We start from the raw sequence: 15176 nt of genomic DNA on the forward strand, positions 1-15176 counted from the left end.
GAAAACGAATAAAATTAGTTTCCTTCAAAACAGGAGAATAGGGGAATGATCGGGAACTGAGCTTAGGATCGAGTGAGAGATTGAGAAAATGCTTGGGGAAAAAGCTGAGAAAAGTCTTGATAGTATGTGTTTTTTGCTTGAGGAAAGAATCGGGGAAAGTCTTGGCGTTCTATTCGAAATGATCTGGAAGCAGATTAATGCGCAGGAGCAATCCAGCTTAGTGGAAGCTCTTCATACACAGCTGCAAAGCTACAAGCCTGCTGCTCAATAGCGAATATCTGCTCTGTAGAATGATTTCCCGCTGACCAGTGTCCTTGTGACCCGAGGATGCCCTTCATAACGATCCACAATGATTAGATCGGCCGCTTTGCCCGGCTCAATGGACCCAAGCTCCTCTGCAGCGCCTAGCGCTTGTGCAGGATTGAGGGTAGCCATTCGCACAGCCATGGGCAATGCAGCTATTCCATCATCCGCTAGCTTGAATACAGAACGCAGCAGCGAGGAAGAATGATAATCGGAGCAGATGATATTCGCCGCACCGCTCGCGATTGCATCAATTGCACGAAGATTATGATCATGCGAGCCTCCTCTTACGATATTAGGCGCTCCCACGCACACCGACAGCCCTTTCTCCACCGCATAGAGAGCTGTTTCAATGCCTTGATGGTCATTCGATCGATTCCTGCCGCGCCTCGGTTTCGCTTAACCTCCTTGAAGGCTTCCTCCAGGTTTGGTTTAGCCCATATCTTGTCGATGAGGCTGTACCATTTACGTCCAGCTTGCTCCTTCACTCCTTCACGAGAGCGATTATTATTCCCTTGTTCTTCCATGCTCGTTCTCATTCCCTTGCAGTTCCATGGTTTGTAGCCTTTCAGCAATCTCCATTTCTCTGCAGGTACTCGCCCCAGACGGCTTCTCCTTTTGTTCATTCCCCGGTTCTACGCGCTTCTTGGCTCGCCGGCTCCTGTCTGGCACATGGCCTCACTCCATCTCTCTACTTCCACGGTTTCGGGCTTCGCTCGAGTCACCGCATTTGAGTCAGTGCTCTCATTGGCAACTTCGTGCCAATTCACCTGCCTTTGCGGCCTTTCTGGCAGATTTATTCACTATTATCCCTACGTCTGACTTCTCACCGTTCATAGCCTCTCCTTGATCCTCACGATCTTGGGTACAGTTACCGCCTAGTGCGGAAACGATGAAATCTCCTTGGGTCACGTCAACCGACTTTCCTCCGAACCCAGTCCTCTTAACTTCCGGAGCCTCTGGTGGTATTGGACTTTCCCTTCTTTTGCAGGGTTATCCGGCTCCGTTAGCCAACCTGGTTATGCCGCCTGTTCCGGGATTTGCCTTCACATCCTCCGCACCTATCCTCACGGACTACGCACTATGTGTCAGCTATGTACTTCCGCCACCTCGCGGTGTACTGGAGACTTTCACTCCTTAATCGATTGCGCTGCCAAGCGCACAAAAAGCACCGCCCTTTCCTTGAATAGAAGGGGCGATGCTTATCAATTATTGAAAATATAGTCCTACAATTCTGTCTACTATGACTCCGAGTATCCTCGGTATTCATGTAGTTGCCACGCGCGAACGGGGATGCTCCGAAAGGATAGAAGAAAGCATCCTCTTCACGATCGGTGTGTTGGACTGAAAGAGCTGTTCCTTACTATCGAAGAGCTCGACACATTCTCCATGTTCCATGATTCCTAACGTATCCGAGATAGAATAAGCGGCTTTAATGTCATGCGTAATAAACAGATAGGAGAGCCCATATTCCGCTTTCAATTGGTTCAATAAGTGTAGGATATGCGTCTGGTTGACCATATCCAAGCTGCTTACTGCCTCATCCAGAACAATGAGCTTAGGCCTCAACGCAATGGCTCTTGCGATATTAATCCTTTGCAATTGCCCTCCACTGAATCCATCCGGATATTTGACTCTATCATCCGGCTGGAGACCAACCTGCTCCAGCAACTCCTCAATTCTTTTTCTATGCTCTGAAGGAGTATTCCGTTCATAATTTTCCAGTGGTTCTCCGATAATTTGTTCTGCGGTCATGCGGGGATTTACAGATGAATAACAATCCTGAAACACAACTTGAAGATCTCGGCGCATACGTCTGCGTTCATTACGGTCCATCGCATATAAGTCATGTCCTTGGAAAATAATCTGACCCTTATGCGGCCGCTCCAAACCAAGAATCACTTTGCCAAGCGTACTCTTGCCTGCTCCACTCGTTCCTAGCAGCCCCATACAGGTTCCTTCTTCTATAGTAAACGAAACGTTATGCAACACCTGCTTCGGCTTTTCCTTCCAGTTGAATAGATTACGGGACCCATAGCTGTACGTTATGTTCTGTACTTGCAGTAAGCTCATTCTCTCTCCACCTTCATCTGTTCATCCAAGTTCAAAATAGGCCTAGCTTGCAGCAGTTGTTGTGTATACGAATGCTGTGGATGATCAAATAATTCGAACACATCGGCATGCTCAATAATCATTCCATGCTGCATGACCGCTACTTCATCGGCCAACTCAGCAATCACTCCGAGATCATGAGAAATTAATAGAATAGCTGTACCTTGTTCTTTACGGATTTTGTTCAGCAGGCCCAATACCTGCAGCTGATTATGGACATCAAGCGCAGTAGTAGGCTCATCGGCTATAAGTACAGAGGGACGCAAGCATAGTGCCAGGGCAATCATAACACGCTGAAGCATACCTCCGCTTAACTGAAAAGGATATTGACGCATAAGCTGAACCGGGTTAGGCAAGTTCACATCATGGAGAGAGGAGACGGCGAGCTCTATCGCTTGTTTTTTGGACAATTCGCGATGATGTGTACGAATCGTTTCAACAAACTGATTGCCGACAGTATAGACCTGAGTGAAGGCATTCATCGGATTTTGCATAATAAAGGCTATCTCTTTGCCCCTAATTCTCTGCATTTCCTTCGGTTTCATCCCTAGCAGCTGCTTGCCACCTAACGTGATGCTACCTTTCACCGATGTTGTTTTACTATCAAGTAATCCTAATAATGACATGCAGGTCATCGTTTTGCCGCTTCCGCTTTCCCCAACAAGGCCAAGGATACGCCCTGGCGTTAGTTCAAAGCTAATCCCTTTGACAACAGGAACGGCGTCACCATTCTCTGTCTTCACAATTACCTGTAAATGGTCTACCTGTAGACCGCTCTGTTGCTGTTCCATATTCCAATTCATTCCTTCTACTTGCGTCGTTTCACTCCATAACGCTCAGACAAAGCTTCACCTAATAAATTAAATGTGACGACAACGAACATAATCATGATACCTGGATATATCATCAACTCTGGATAGCTGCGGATATAGGATTTGCCGTCATGGATCATAGCTCCCCACTCCGGGGTCGGCGGCTGAACGCCGAGACCGAGAAAAGATAGTGCCGAAATATCCATAATGGCCCAACCCATTTCAAGAGTCCCTACGACCACCATTGGCGGAAGAATATTGGGGACAATATGTTTTTTGATTATTTTCCAAGATGAAGTACCGCTAACTCTAGCCGCAGCAATGAAATTTTGTTGCTTCAAGCTAAGAACCATCCCTCGGAATAAACGTGCGTAATACACCCATTGTACCATCATAAGCGCAATGACGACCTGGGTTAGCCCTGGTCCAAAAATCCCTACTAGTCCTAGAATAAGCACCAGGCTCGGAAAGGCCATTACACCTTCGCAAAATCTCATCAATGCGACATCGATCCAACCGCCCAAATAACCGGACAATGTCCCGATGAGCAAGCCAATTGCAAGTGAAGATACGAATATTAACGAAGCAAAACCTATAGAAATCCGCGCTCCATATAGCAGCCTAGATAGGTTACAGCGGCCCAATTGGTCGGTGCCAAGAGGGTAATCCCATGAAGGAGGCATTAGCTTCATCGCCAGATTGACATGAATAGGATCATGCGGAGCCAAATACGGAGCAAACAGCGCAACAACCGCAAGAATAACGATCATAATTGAGCAGCACACGATTATTTTCTTATTGCTGAACAAGGAAATAATCCTTACACTCATACGTTTCGGCCCCCTTTTACGGAAACACGCGGGTCGATATACATTTGAATCATGTCCGTTATTAAATTACATACAATATAAATGATTGCCGTAAAGAAGACATAACATTGAATAACCGGAATATCCCGATTAAAAATCGCCTCAATAAAATACCGGCCGAACCCCGGCCAAGAGAAGACCGATTCCACAATAATTGCTCCGGTGAGCAATTTACCAATATTCATCCCAAGCCCTGTAATGACAGGGGAAATGGCTACCTTCAGCACATGCTTACCTACAATTCTCCTCTCGGAAATCCCTCTCGTTCTCGCGTACAGAACATAAGGCTCTTCTAGATTCTCCAGAACCCTATCGCGCAAAAGTCGAGTATACATCGCTATGAGCGGTAGAGCCAGAGTAACCGAGGGTAAGATCAGATGGGCTAGACCGCCCATTCCTTCCAATGGCAATAAATCAAGCTTTACAGCGAAGAAGAACATCAATAAATAACCTAACCAGAAGGAAGGAACAGATGCACCAATAAAGGCTAGCACACGGCTAAAATGATCGATCAGACTGTTCTTTCTGATGCCTGATAAGAATCCCAGCGGGATGCTAATGAGTATTGTTATGAGAAGACTACTTGCTGCCAGCTTAAGCGTGGCTGGAATCCGGATGACCACTTCTTCCCATACTGGCTTATTCGACATATAAGATAGGCCAAAATCTAACTGGCCTATCTTCTTGAGGGTATCCATATATTGAACAAGTAACGGCCGATCAAGGCCGAATTCAAGTCTCTTTTGAGCAATCAATTCATCAGTTGGCTGGATATGCGAGACAGCCAGATACGCTTCCACCGGATCAACCGGTGAAAGTTGTATCATTAGAAAGGTAAATAGCGTCGCAAATAAGAATATAGGAATGCTGGCCAACACCCGCTTTACGATAAAAGAGATCATGATTGCTCCTCCAGCTGTCTATTCCGTAATCGCAATGTCAGTAAAGGGATGCTCATCACGATTCGCAGGGAATGTAAAGTTGGCAACATCCTTCTGGTATACGGCCATCTTCTTCAAATAGGAAATCGGCAGAATCGAGCCCTCTTCCTGTAGCTTCGTTAAGATGGACTTATAAAGATTTTCACGCTGTTGCTCTTCTGTTGATTGTAAGACATCGCTGATTTGCTGATCAAGCTCAGCTTTTAAAGAGTCCGAAGCAATCGTATTGGAGAATCCGAAGCCTTCTTGGGAGACAATGTTGACGAACGTATGTGGATCATACGGCGCTCCATAGTTACTGAAGAAGTTCATATCATACTCATTGCCTTTGAACCGTTTGACTTGAACGGCTAATTCCACTCCGACGATGTTAAGCTTCACACCGATCGCGCTCCACTCCGCTTGGAGAGTCTCTGCCATAGCTTTCTGAATAGAGTCTTTAGAATCGTACATCAATTCAAATTCAAGCTTTACGCCATCCTTCTCACGTACGTTCTTCCCAGAAGGCAACAACCAGCCTGCAGTATCCAACATAGCTTGCGCTTTATCCGTATCATAGATAATAGGAGCCGTATCGATCGCAGTATAAGGCAGGTTGCTCGGTAAAATATAATCTGCTGAATCCTCTAGTCCGAGAGTGATCCCTTCTACCATTGCTTGTTTATCAAATCCGTATTGCAGCGCTAGACGAACCCCTTTGTCAGCAAGCTGCGGAATCTTCGCATTCATGACCAATTGTCTCGTTGCAACAGGATCTGACAAGCTTGTTTGATAATCACCTGATGCTTCTAGCTCCTTGAAGGCATCCAAGCTAATCGTTCCTTCTCCATAAATCAAATCAATGTCGCCTTTTTCAAGCGCAAGCACTCGTGTCTCTGCATCAGGTATAACCTTAACCTTTATTTTATCGACATTAGGAGCTTCTCCCCAATAGTTCTCATTCCGTTTGAATACCGCATACTCATCGGTCTTGTACTCATCCAGAATCCAAGGACCTGTACCGATCTCAGCCTTAACCCCTTTGCCAGTATCGCCATCATCCGGGAACCCCGCTTCACCTAAGAAACGCACGGGACGAACAACCGCTAATTCCTGCAAAGTAGGATAATACGCTTGCTTCAACGTCATGCTGAAGGTAAACTCGTCCACTGCTTCCGTATGGTCGATGACCGTAATGACCCCTAACCAGCTGTGTAGATCTATGTTCTTTAAGACTGCATCAAAGTTCTTTTTGACTACAGCAGCATTAAAAGCCGATCCATCCGAGAATTTCACACCTTGACGAAGCTTAAACGTATAGACTTTTCCATCCTCAGAAATTTCCCATGACTCCGCAAGATGAGGCTTTAATTCACCGTTCTCACCATAACTGACAAGCGGCTCATAGACCATAGATTGTGCGAACATTTGAGAAGGGTTATATACATGAGGATTCATCGTTCCGATATCTCTTGGCCATGCAACTGTTAGTGTTTTTTCTGTATTTGCCGCATTGCCTTTATCGGCAGATTCCGATGGCTGGCTGCTACAGCCAACAAGGAACACCAATAAGAATATAGCCATAGTTAAAAACAAATTACCGATCTTTTTGTTGCTAGCAAACATGAATAGTTCCCCCTATGTTCTACGTTCTCTCGATAGTGATAATCGTTTTCAATTATATGTGGGATAGGGATCACTGTCAATGACAGTGGTACAACTGTGTGAAGCTGATCCTATACTACCTAGAAATAAGACATTTTATCCAAAATCAACCAATTCATCTATGTTTGAAAAGATGAGCTTACTGTAACTGGTGAGAAATTCAGCCTTTTAGAACTAATTTCAAAGCTTAAAATGGAAAAAACCCTTTTTTTTAAGGGTTTTTTCCATTTGATAAAGAAAATAATAGATTAAATAATCCTCTTACTCCGCATACCCCCGCTGCCGCAGCGCCTCATACAACAGCACCGTTGCCGCCATCGCTACATTCAGTGATTCGGCCTGACCATGCATCGGAATAATGACCGATTCATCTACAATCTGGCGGACGGCATCAGACAGCCCTTCCGATTCATTGCCCAGGAGCAGCCATGACGGCTCTCTCCAGTCATAGGAATAACACGTATGGGACGCTTGAAGACTCGTCCCTACGAGCTTAATGCCTTTTGCTTGCGCAACAGGCAGCAGCACAGCCAGATCTGCCTCCACAATCGGCAGATGGAACAGCGAGCCCATCGTCGAACGCACCGTCTTCGGATTGTAGAGATCGACGCAGCCCTTGCCCAGCACAACTGCGTTGGCGCCAACGGCATCCGCGCTGCGAATAATCGTCCCCATATTGCCAGGGTCTCGAACACCGTCCAGCACAACAACGAGACTGTTGTCTTGGAACAAGGCAGCCTCATCATGCTCAAGCTTAGACAGAACAGCGAAGACAGGCGGCGGTGTATCCGTCCCTGTGCACTTCGCCATTACAGCCGTTGAGGCCTCGACCCATTCCACGCCATCCAGCTCCGTATACGCCTCCAGCTCACGAGGAACCCCGCGGCTCCCATCGTAGACAATAGACTGAATAGCTGCAAACACCCTGCAGGCTTCCATCACGAGATGCACGCCTTCGATCACGAACAAGCCCGTGCGATCACGATATTTTTTATCGAGCAATGAAGCCCACTGCTTCACCCGATCATTCTGAATAGAGGTAATGATGTAAGCATTCATCTATTAATCAGCCTTCCGAATATGCAATTTCCAAATTAGTTAAATCCGCATTCTTGCCTACAATAACGAGCACATCCCCAACTCGAATTAGATCATCCGCATAAGGGGCAATATTCATATTCGAGCCTGTCTTAATGGCCATTACGTTGCACTTGAACTTCACTCGGATATCGAGCTGCTGTAAGCTTTTACCGATCATCGCGTCGGGTGCTTTAATCTCTATGATACTGTAATCCTCAGAAATTTCAATATATTCAAGAATGTTGGGTGAGATCAGATGATGTGCCACTCGCAGTCCCATATCCCGCTCCGGATAAACAACTTTGTCAGCGCCAATCTTCGTGAGCACCTTGCCATGCAGCTCATTCTGCGCTTTGACAATAATCATCCTTACTCCCAAATCTTTCAGAATTAGAGTGGTTAGTATGCTGGCTTGAATATCTTGTCCGATTGCTACAACAACGACATCGAAATTCCGCATGCCAAGTGAACGAAGCGCTTCCTCGTCTGTTGAATCGGCCGATACTGCATGGGTTACCTTGGATACAGCTTCTTGAATACGCTGCTCACTCGAATCGATTGCCAGCACTTCAAATCCCATATCTGTTAAGGCAGAGGCTACGCTTGAACCGAACCTGCCCATTCCGATCACGGCATATTGTTTCTTGGCCATCACTCTCACTCCCCTTCCACTAGTCAGCTAATTCCATTATTATAACATATCCAGCTTACTCGAATGAAAACCGCCATACAGGGACATAGTAACGGATGTACGCTATTTGCTTGCCATCCTCCTTACAATTTCGAGGCAATCCATTCACTACAACGATTTGGAGGGAATTCTAGTTGAATAATCTGGATTTGCGTCAAGCCATCGTCAATCGGGTGCATAACAATACGCAAGAACAACTGAAGGAAGTCATTGAGGACTCAGTAGGTAATGATGAACGCACACTTCCCGGTCTTGGCGTTCTATTCGAAATGATCTGGAAGCAGATTAATGCGCAGGAGCAATCCAGCTTAGTGGAAGCTCTTCATACACAGCTGCAAAGCTTCAAGCCTGCTGCTCAATAGCGATAGCGAATATCTGCTCTGTAGACTGATTTCCCGCTGACTAGTGTCCTTGTGACCCAAGGATGCCCTTCATAACGATCCACAATGATTAGATCGGCCGCTTTGCCCGGCTCAATGGACCCAAGCTCCTCTGCAGCGCATAGCGCTTGTGCAGGATTGAGGGTGGCCATTCGCACAGCCATGGGCAATGCGGCTATTCCATCATCCGCTAGCTTGAATACAGAACGCAGCAGCGAGGAAGAATGATAATCGGAGCAGATGATATTCGCCGCACCGCTCGCGATTGCATCAATTGCACGAAGATTATGATCATGCGAGCCTCCTCTTACGATATTAGGCGCTCCCACGCACACCGACAGCCCTTTTTCCACCGCATAGAGAGCTGTTTCCATATTAATCGGAAATTCCGACACCGTTATCCCATATGACATCGATTGATCCACGCTTGCTCTAGAATCATCATCATGCGAAGCCGATGCAATTCCCCGCTTAGCCGCAAGCTTCCCTAAGCTTCGAAGCTTATCCCAATCCACTTGCTCTCTACGTACGAGCAGCTCATCCACAATCTCTTTTACTTCATCGACAGTTACGCTTTGATTCTTCATCACGTAACGTTCGAAGGACCCAGGCGCGTGGTACTGCCCCTGTCCTGGAGAATGATCCATGAAGGACAAATAATCGATCTTCCCATCCTCTATATACCTCTCCACAATAGACAGCCCCGTCAAATAAGAAACCTCATAACGAAGATGAATCCGATTACGGATAACCGAACGAGAATTCCGATACCGGTTAATCAGCTCTACCATCTCAGTCAATAGATGCTCTCCTCGCAGACTAAGGCCCACACCAAGAGAGAGTGAATGATACATCGTCGTGATACCATGCAGCGGCAGCTTCCTCTCGAATTCAATAAGCGACATATCTAGTGGAAATAACGTATTCGGACGAGGCTGTACTTCCTTCTCAATAGCATCATTGTGAATATCGATAAGTCCAGGCATCACATACTGCCCGGCAGCATCGACCACCTCAGCGTCTATATGAGCGTTCAACCACTTAGCAACGGCTTCCTCATCGTATAAAATAGCATCAATCACGCTGCCCTTGACGGCTATAGCAGCTGTAACAACCTGTTCCGGCAATACTACGCTGCCATTCTTAATTAGAGTTGCTTGTACGTTGAGGTTAATTTGCTCTTGCTTTGGCATAAGTGCTCGTTCTCCCCTTTAATCACGTTCGTACATCGATAATAGTTCTACGATACCATGTTTTAAGAGGGAGAACAAAAAAAACAGCACAGCAAGTCATCGACTCACCATGCTGTTATTGGATGACTTCCCTGCTGCATTAATCCAAGCAATAAGGGGCTAAGCCTAGCGGTAGAGAAGCTGGCTTCTCACATGAGCTCTTCATCACATAATGAATGCCTTGCTCAGCTGCATCATGGAATCCGTGCATCGCCTCAAGCACATGATAGGCTAACTCCCCGCTCGCGCGATGCTTGCGTCCAGTCTGTACAGCCTTCGCTATATCAGCTGCTCCAACTCCGCGGGCATTCTCGGTATACCCATAAGCTAACGGAATATCCGACCACTCCCTCGAGCCTGCACGGCATATACGGATTGGACCGGCGAAGGTGTTCGGGTCTGGCACCTGAAGGGTTCCTTCACTTCCATATACCTCAATTCGCGGGAGGATAGAGCCGCCCTTCACATCGAAGCTCGTTAGCAGTGTCCCGATCGGGCCGGCAGCGAAATCGATAATACCAGCCACATGCGTCGGTACCTCAACAGGAATCTGCTGGCCATATTTCGGCTGGCTTCTGATCGTTCGCTCCGTGAAGGATGCCCGTGCAGAGCCAGTAACTCGTGCAATTGGACCGAGCATCGCAACGAGTGCCGTCAAATAATACGGCCCCATATCGAACATAGGGCCTCCGCCCTTCTGATAATAGAATTCTGGAGCCGGGTGCCAGGACTCATGACCACCGGACATCATGAAGGCAGTCGCTCCGATTGGCGTTCCGATCCAGCCATCCTCAATCAGCTTGATGCTCGTCTGAATACCGCCCCCAAGGAACGTATCAGGCGCACTGCCAACGCGCAGTCCTTTGCGCTCTGCCAGCTCCAGCACTTGCTGAGCTTCCTCGCGGGTAACCGCGAATGGCTTCTCGACGTACACATGCTTGCCTGCTTCAAGCGCTTGAATGCAGACTGCCGCATGCGCTTGCGGGATCGTCAGGTTAATAATCATTTGAATCTCTGGATCTGCCAGCAGCTCTTCCACCGAGCAGCCGCGAATGCCGAACTCTTCCCCTTTGGCCTCAGCCCTTGTAACATCCAGATCTGCGCAAGCTACCACTTCCATCGCATCGAAGCGTGCACCGTTATTGAAGTAAGCACCGCTAATGTTGCCTGTTCCGATAATGCCTGCTTTTATTTTATTGTGCATAGCTTAAGTTTCCTCCATGTACTGCAGCCGACTTGCCTTCCGCACACCAGAGGAAGCCTCTGCGAATCATTTCCTTCACGACCGGGATATCAACAATATTCGCTTGATGACCTAGGGAATGATAATATACTCTGCCGACTCCCCAGCGCTTCGTCCATGCAACCGGCATATCAACTGCTCTGTTAAGGGCATGCGGCCCCTCTGCTACTGGGAACCTTGTAGTTGCCAGCACCTCTACTGCCGGATCAACATGCATATAATATTGCTCCGAGCTTACTTCAAAGTCCTCGATACCTACCGTAAGCGGACTCGAAGTATTTTTAATATTCACCACATAATTCACGCCGTCATTGCCTGGATGTGCTACCCACTGTCCACCGGTCATGAACTGCCAGTCTACATTGTTCCGGAAGGAGTCGCACATGCCCCCATGACAACCGGCTAAGCCCACGCCGCTCTGTACGGCTGCAGACACATGATCCACATACTCCTGTTCAATCTGCCCCATCGTCCATACCGGAACAATGAGATCCAGCGACATCAATTTCTCCTTATCGGCGAATGCCGCAAGCGTATCCGACACTTCAACCTCGAAGCCTTCCTCCACCAGCACATGCTCGAATATTTCCGCTACTTCCTTCGGTTGATGGCCGTCCCAGCCACCCCATACGATTAGTGCTTTTTTCATCGCCCAGTCACTCCCCCATTTATATGAACAAGAATATTATTGCAGCTCCTGCAGAGCTACCCAGCGACGCTCCGCGATTGATCGCTCAACAGCCTCCAGCACCTCTTGGCATTTGACTCCGTCATAGAAGTTCGGAACAGGCTGGCGGTCCTCTTCAATTGCGAGCATAAGCTCATGCACCTCATGAGTGAACGTGTGCTCGTAGCCAATCGTATGTCCTGCCGGCCACCAAGCATCCATGTAGGCATGTGCAGGATCTGTAGCAAGCACACGACGGAAGCCCTGTACATCCTCAGCATCATCTGTAAAATAAACCTGAAGCTCGTTCATACGCTCGAAATCGAACTTGATGCTGCCTTTGCTGCCGTTAATCTCAAATGCATTCGTACAGCGATGTCCCGCCGCGAATCTCGTTGCCTCGAAGCTTCCAAGCGCACCGTTCTCGAATCTGGTCATGAACAGCGTAGCATCATCAACGTCAACCTCGGCATGCGGCGCATCTTTGTCACCCTTGGCGCTTAGACCCGTCATTGAGGACGGCAATGGCCTTTCCTTGACGAACGTCTCTTCCATGCCGATTACTTCTTTGAACTCGCCCACTAGAAAGCGCGCTAGATCAATACTATGAGCGCCAAGATCGCCATGCGAGCCTGAACCGGCTATTTCCTTCTGAAGCCGCCATACAAGCGGGAAGCTCGGATCGAGAATCCAATCCTGAAGAAATACAGCACGGATATGATGAATACGGCCAATACGGCCCTCTTCGATCAGCTTCTTCGCCAGCAGTACAGCTGGAGCGAAGCGATAGTTGAAGCCGACCATATGCTTAACGCCTGCTTTCTCCGCAGCATTCAGCATTTCTTTGGAATCCTCAAGCGATAGCGCGAGCGGCTTCTCGCAGAACAGATGCTTCCCTGCAGCGGCAGCAGCAATCGCAATATCCTTATGTGCGTTGCTTGGCGCATTAATATCGATGAGATCGATATCCTCCCTGGCGATGAGGTCTCGCCAATCTGTCTCCGAGCTTTCCCAGCCGAACTGCTGCTTCGCTTGCTCCAATGCCTCGGGATCACGCCCGCAGATGGCTTTCATTTCCGGTTTGATAGACTGAGGGAAGAACATAGGCAGCGCACGATATGCATTACTGTGAGCTTTGCCCATAAATTTATAACCGACCATACCTACTCGCACATTTCTCTTCATCCTACATCACCATTCCTTATTATGAAGTTTCACGCCTCACCAATTGCACAGGAAGCAGGTTATTTCCTTCCTTCAGCTCTGTGGATTGCTCTGGATCAAGCAGCTTAAGAACAGCCATTCTTCCCATTTCATAAAAGGGGACCGCTACGCTCGATAGCTTCGGACTTACAATTCTAGAGCTATCCGAATCATCGTAGCCGACGAGCGAGACATCTACCCCAGCCTCAATTCCTAATTCTCTAAGACCATCCATTAGTCCAATCGCCATCCGATCATTGGCAGCGAACACGGCATCGATGCTCCCGCTCTTCACCAGCTCACCAATACGCTCTGCTGCTTCATAGCCGCTCTTCCGACTATAGTTGCCGATCAACATGGGAATAGAAGTGTCTTCCCTATTCAGTCCTGCATCCTGCAAGGCTCGCTTGTAGCCTGCAAGCCGATCCTGACTGCTGGAGAAGACAGGCGGCCCATTAAGAAAAGCAATCCTGCTGCGCCCCTCAGCTATCAAATGCTTCACCGCCTCGTAGCTGCCGGCCTCATGATCCGCATCAACAGACATGTAGCCCTCAGCCTCGAATCGCTGGTTAACCAGACAGAAGGGATACCCCTCCTCCTTCAGCTCAGCGAGCGCTGCCTGCTCCTCCGGCACATTTTGCGCGCCTAGAATGATACAGACATCCACCTTCTGCGTACGGAACAGCTTAGCATAATCCCGCTTGCCCTCCTCCTCTCGAAATATAAGAAGCAGGTCATAATCGTACCGCTTGGCCATCTCGCCAATCCCGCTCAATATTTCTGCAAAGTAATAGGTAGAGAACAGATGAACCTTAGGTACGAATGGCAAAATAACGCCAATGTTCCCGCTCTTCTTCCGCGCGAGCCGCTGCGCCAGTGCATTCTGGACATAGCCCAGCTCTTCGGCTGCCGCCCGAACACGGACGCGCGTCTCTTCCCTGATTGGCCCTACATTGTTCAATACTCGTGAGACCGTCGCTTCGGAGACGCCAGCCAGCTCTGCAACTTTTTTTCTGCTGCTCATTGTTGGTAGCCTCCTATTATTCATTCATGCCAGCTGCAGAATGATTGATGTACACGCGTACATTATGTCATGAAAGCGCTATTCCGTCAATAAGACGTAGTTTAATTTTTCGTAAAAAAATCAAAATTGTCTAAATATAACATTGTCTAAATTTGTCATATCCGTTATACTTTAGACTGCGTAAGCAACTTTTTTTCAACAGAAAGGAAGACTTGTTATGTCATTCAACATCGCTCAAAAGAGTCAAATGGACGCTAGAGAGCTTCTGCTTCTTGAACAAGAAGTAAAAAACCGCGGTAAAAACATGGTTATCGCCTATGTACTGTGGTATTTCCTTGGTGTATTCGGAGGACATCGCTTCTATATGGGGCGCACGGGCTCTGCCATTGCTCAATTGGTTCTTACTCTGACAGTCATCGGAGCCATTGCCACTTTCATCTGGTGGGTCGTTGACGCCTTCCTGCTGCATGAATGGGTGAAAGACCATAACCGCGGCATCGAGAATCAAGTCATTCATGAAATTTCGAATCACAGAGCTTTTAACGGTATGCCTCTGTAATGGAAACGATGCATAAATCAAACCTTACACTGGATGAGCTGATGGTGTTCAACTCCGAGATTCGGGGTGTAGAGAAGTCCGCAGCAATTGCTTATCTGATGTTAATTGGTGGACATCTTGGCGTCCATCGGTTTTACTTGAAACGCAAAGTGTCCGCTATCATTCAGCTTGTATTATTCTTGGTTGCCTGTCTTGGGTATTTGGGACTTAGCATTGCATCCGCAATAGAGAATTTACCTCTTCTAATCATCACCATTCTATTATTTGGACTCCCTGCACTGGCTTTATTCATCTGGATTGTAGTCGATCTCTTCATGATCTCAGGCATGGTCCGTGAATATAATGAGAAGCAGGAATACGAATTGCTGAAGCAAATATTCGAATATAGAAATAATCGAAATAATGGGATGATTTAG

18 protein-coding genes are annotated in these 15176 nt (G+C 47.6%); 4 read left to right on the plus strand and 14 right to left on the minus strand.

Features of this window, described 5'->3' with window-relative positions; genetic code table 11:
* The first annotated feature begins 133 nt into the window (after positions 1–133).
* A complete protein-coding gene (gene sspI / locus AC6ESP_RS27145; RefSeq protein ID WP_497099885.1) occupies positions 134–271 on the plus strand; it encodes a small acid-soluble spore protein SspI in 138 nt (45 codons plus the stop codon).
* Here sspI (AC6ESP_RS27145) and AC6ESP_RS27150 read toward each other — a convergent pair.
* The 9 genes from AC6ESP_RS27150 to AC6ESP_RS27190 form a co-directional block, all read right to left on the minus strand.
* Entirely contained in the window at positions 265–612 is a 348-nt protein-coding gene (locus tag AC6ESP_RS27150) for an amidohydrolase family protein (protein ID WP_497099886.1), read from the minus strand. The two genes, sspI (AC6ESP_RS27145) and AC6ESP_RS27150, sit on opposite strands and share 7 nt — an antisense overlap.
* Positions 591–929: a hypothetical protein gene (locus tag AC6ESP_RS27155; protein WP_497099887.1), complete on the minus strand. Its 339-nt coding sequence runs from the start codon at positions 927–929 to the stop codon at positions 591–593. The genes AC6ESP_RS27150 and AC6ESP_RS27155 overlap by 22 nt, the downstream gene beginning before the upstream one ends.
* A 640-nt stretch (positions 930–1569) precedes the next feature.
* Positions 1570–2376 carry a nickel import ATP-binding protein NikE gene (gene nikE / locus AC6ESP_RS27160; protein ID WP_497099888.1) on the minus strand — a complete coding sequence of 269 codons (807 nt, stop codon included), beginning with the start codon at positions 2374–2376 and terminating at the stop codon, positions 1570–1572.
* On the minus strand, positions 2373–3206 hold the full coding sequence (locus tag AC6ESP_RS27165; RefSeq protein ID WP_497099890.1) for an ABC transporter ATP-binding protein: 834 nt from the start codon (positions 3204–3206) through the stop codon (positions 2373–2375). The genes nikE and AC6ESP_RS27165 overlap by 4 nt, the downstream gene beginning before the upstream one ends.
* Before the next feature lie 17 nt (positions 3207–3223).
* Positions 3224–4057 carry a nickel ABC transporter permease subunit NikC gene (gene nikC, locus AC6ESP_RS27170; RefSeq protein WP_497099891.1) on the minus strand — a complete coding sequence of 278 codons (834 nt, stop codon included), beginning with the start codon at positions 4055–4057 and terminating at the stop codon, positions 3224–3226.
* Complete coding sequence (gene nikB, locus AC6ESP_RS27175; protein ID WP_497099893.1) at positions 4054–4998, minus strand: nickel ABC transporter permease subunit NikB; 945 nt, start codon at positions 4996–4998, stop codon at positions 4054–4056. Before nikB ends, nikC begins: the two co-directional genes overlap by 4 nt.
* Positions 4999–5016: 18 nt before the next feature.
* The gene (gene nikA, locus AC6ESP_RS27180) at positions 5017–6642 is read right to left on the minus strand and encodes a nickel ABC transporter substrate-binding protein (RefSeq protein WP_497099895.1); all 1626 of its coding nucleotides are present in this window, start codon (positions 6640–6642) and stop codon (positions 5017–5019) included.
* Positions 6643–6942: 300 nt separating this feature from the next.
* Positions 6943–7740 carry a TrmH family RNA methyltransferase gene (locus AC6ESP_RS27185; RefSeq protein WP_497099897.1) on the minus strand — a complete coding sequence of 266 codons (798 nt, stop codon included), beginning with the start codon at positions 7738–7740 and terminating at the stop codon, positions 6943–6945.
* A 7-nt stretch (positions 7741–7747) separates the two neighbouring features.
* The gene (locus AC6ESP_RS27190; RefSeq protein ID WP_497099899.1) at positions 7748–8413 is read right to left on the minus strand and encodes a potassium channel family protein; all 666 of its coding nucleotides are present in this window, start codon (positions 8411–8413) and stop codon (positions 7748–7750) included.
* A gap of 173 nt (positions 8414–8586) precedes the next feature.
* Between AC6ESP_RS27190 and sspI (AC6ESP_RS27195) the strand changes: the two genes are divergently transcribed.
* Positions 8587–8814: a small acid-soluble spore protein SspI gene (gene sspI / locus AC6ESP_RS27195; protein WP_497099901.1), complete on the plus strand. Its 228-nt coding sequence runs from the start codon at positions 8587–8589 to the stop codon at positions 8812–8814.
* Here sspI (AC6ESP_RS27195) and AC6ESP_RS27200 read toward each other — a convergent pair.
* The 5 genes from AC6ESP_RS27200 to AC6ESP_RS27220 form a co-directional block, all read right to left on the minus strand.
* Positions 8808–10025: an alpha-D-ribose 1-methylphosphonate 5-triphosphate diphosphatase gene (locus tag AC6ESP_RS27200; RefSeq protein WP_497099903.1), complete on the minus strand. Its 1218-nt coding sequence runs from the start codon at positions 10023–10025 to the stop codon at positions 8808–8810. The genes sspI (AC6ESP_RS27195) and AC6ESP_RS27200 overlap by 7 nt on opposite strands.
* Positions 10026–10164: 139 nt before the next feature.
* Complete coding sequence (locus tag AC6ESP_RS27205) at positions 10165–11268, minus strand: Gfo/Idh/MocA family protein (RefSeq protein WP_497099904.1); 1104 nt, start codon at positions 11266–11268, stop codon at positions 10165–10167.
* The gene (locus tag AC6ESP_RS27210; protein WP_497099905.1) at positions 11258–11956 is read right to left on the minus strand and encodes a ThuA domain-containing protein; all 699 of its coding nucleotides are present in this window, start codon (positions 11954–11956) and stop codon (positions 11258–11260) included. The genes AC6ESP_RS27205 and AC6ESP_RS27210 overlap by 11 nt, the downstream gene beginning before the upstream one ends.
* A gap of 36 nt (positions 11957–11992) precedes the next feature.
* Complete coding sequence (locus tag AC6ESP_RS27215) at positions 11993–13159, minus strand: Gfo/Idh/MocA family protein (protein ID WP_497099906.1); 1167 nt, start codon at positions 13157–13159, stop codon at positions 11993–11995.
* A 19-nt stretch (positions 13160–13178) separates the two neighbouring features.
* Positions 13179–14201: a LacI family DNA-binding transcriptional regulator gene (locus tag AC6ESP_RS27220; protein WP_497099907.1), complete on the minus strand. Its 1023-nt coding sequence runs from the start codon at positions 14199–14201 to the stop codon at positions 13179–13181.
* Between the two features lie 217 nt (positions 14202–14418).
* Between AC6ESP_RS27220 and AC6ESP_RS27225 the strand changes: the two genes are divergently transcribed.
* On the plus strand, positions 14419–14760 hold the full coding sequence (locus tag AC6ESP_RS27225; RefSeq protein ID WP_497099908.1) for a TM2 domain-containing protein: 342 nt from the start codon (positions 14419–14421) through the stop codon (positions 14758–14760).
* 8 nt (positions 14761–14768) lie between these two features.
* Entirely contained in the window at positions 14769–15176 is a 408-nt protein-coding gene (locus AC6ESP_RS27230; RefSeq protein WP_497099909.1) for an NINE protein, read from the plus strand.

The sequence above is a fragment of the Paenibacillus xinjiangensis genome, assembly GCF_059686975.1.

Coding starts and splice junctions, on each gene's coding strand:
- AC6ESP_RS27155 (WP_497099887.1), bottom strand. CDS start 929: ATGAACAAAAGGAGAAGCCGTCTGGGGCGAGTACCTGCAGAGAAATGG.
- nikE (WP_497099888.1), bottom strand. CDS start 2,376: ATGAGCTTACTGCAAGTACAGAACATAACGTACAGCTATGGGTCCCGT.
- AC6ESP_RS27165 (WP_497099890.1), bottom strand. CDS start 3,206: ATGGAACAGCAACAGAGCGGTCTACAGGTAGACCATTTACAGGTAATT.
- nikC (WP_497099891.1), bottom strand. CDS start 4,057: ATGAGTGTAAGGATTATTTCCTTGTTCAGCAATAAGAAAATAATCGTG.
- nikB (WP_497099893.1), bottom strand. CDS start 4,998: ATGATCTCTTTTATCGTAAAGCGGGTGTTGGCCAGCATTCCTATATTC.
- nikA (WP_497099895.1), bottom strand. CDS start 6,642: ATGTTTGCTAGCAACAAAAAGATCGGTAATTTGTTTTTAACTATGGCT.
- AC6ESP_RS27185 (WP_497099897.1), bottom strand. CDS start 7,740: ATGAATGCTTACATCATTACCTCTATTCAGAATGATCGGGTGAAGCAG.
- AC6ESP_RS27190 (WP_497099899.1), bottom strand. CDS start 8,413: ATGGCCAAGAAACAATATGCCGTGATCGGAATGGGCAGGTTCGGTTCA.
- AC6ESP_RS27200 (WP_497099903.1), bottom strand. CDS start 10,025: ATGCCAAAGCAAGAGCAAATTAACCTCAACGTACAAGCAACTCTAATT.
- AC6ESP_RS27205 (WP_497099904.1), bottom strand. CDS start 11,268: ATGCACAATAAAATAAAAGCAGGCATTATCGGAACAGGCAACATTAGC.
- AC6ESP_RS27210 (WP_497099905.1), bottom strand. CDS start 11,956: ATGAAAAAAGCACTAATCGTATGGGGTGGCTGGGACGGCCATCAACCG.
- AC6ESP_RS27215 (WP_497099906.1), bottom strand. CDS start 13,159: ATGAAGAGAAATGTGCGAGTAGGTATGGTCGGTTATAAATTTATGGGC.
- AC6ESP_RS27220 (WP_497099907.1), bottom strand. CDS start 14,201: ATGAGCAGCAGAAAAAAAGTTGCAGAGCTGGCTGGCGTCTCCGAAGCG.
- AC6ESP_RS27225 (WP_497099908.1), top strand. CDS start 14,419: ATGTCATTCAACATCGCTCAAAAGAGTCAAATGGACGCTAGAGAGCTT.
- AC6ESP_RS27230 (WP_497099909.1), top strand. CDS start 14,769: ATGCATAAATCAAACCTTACACTGGATGAGCTGATGGTGTTCAACTCC.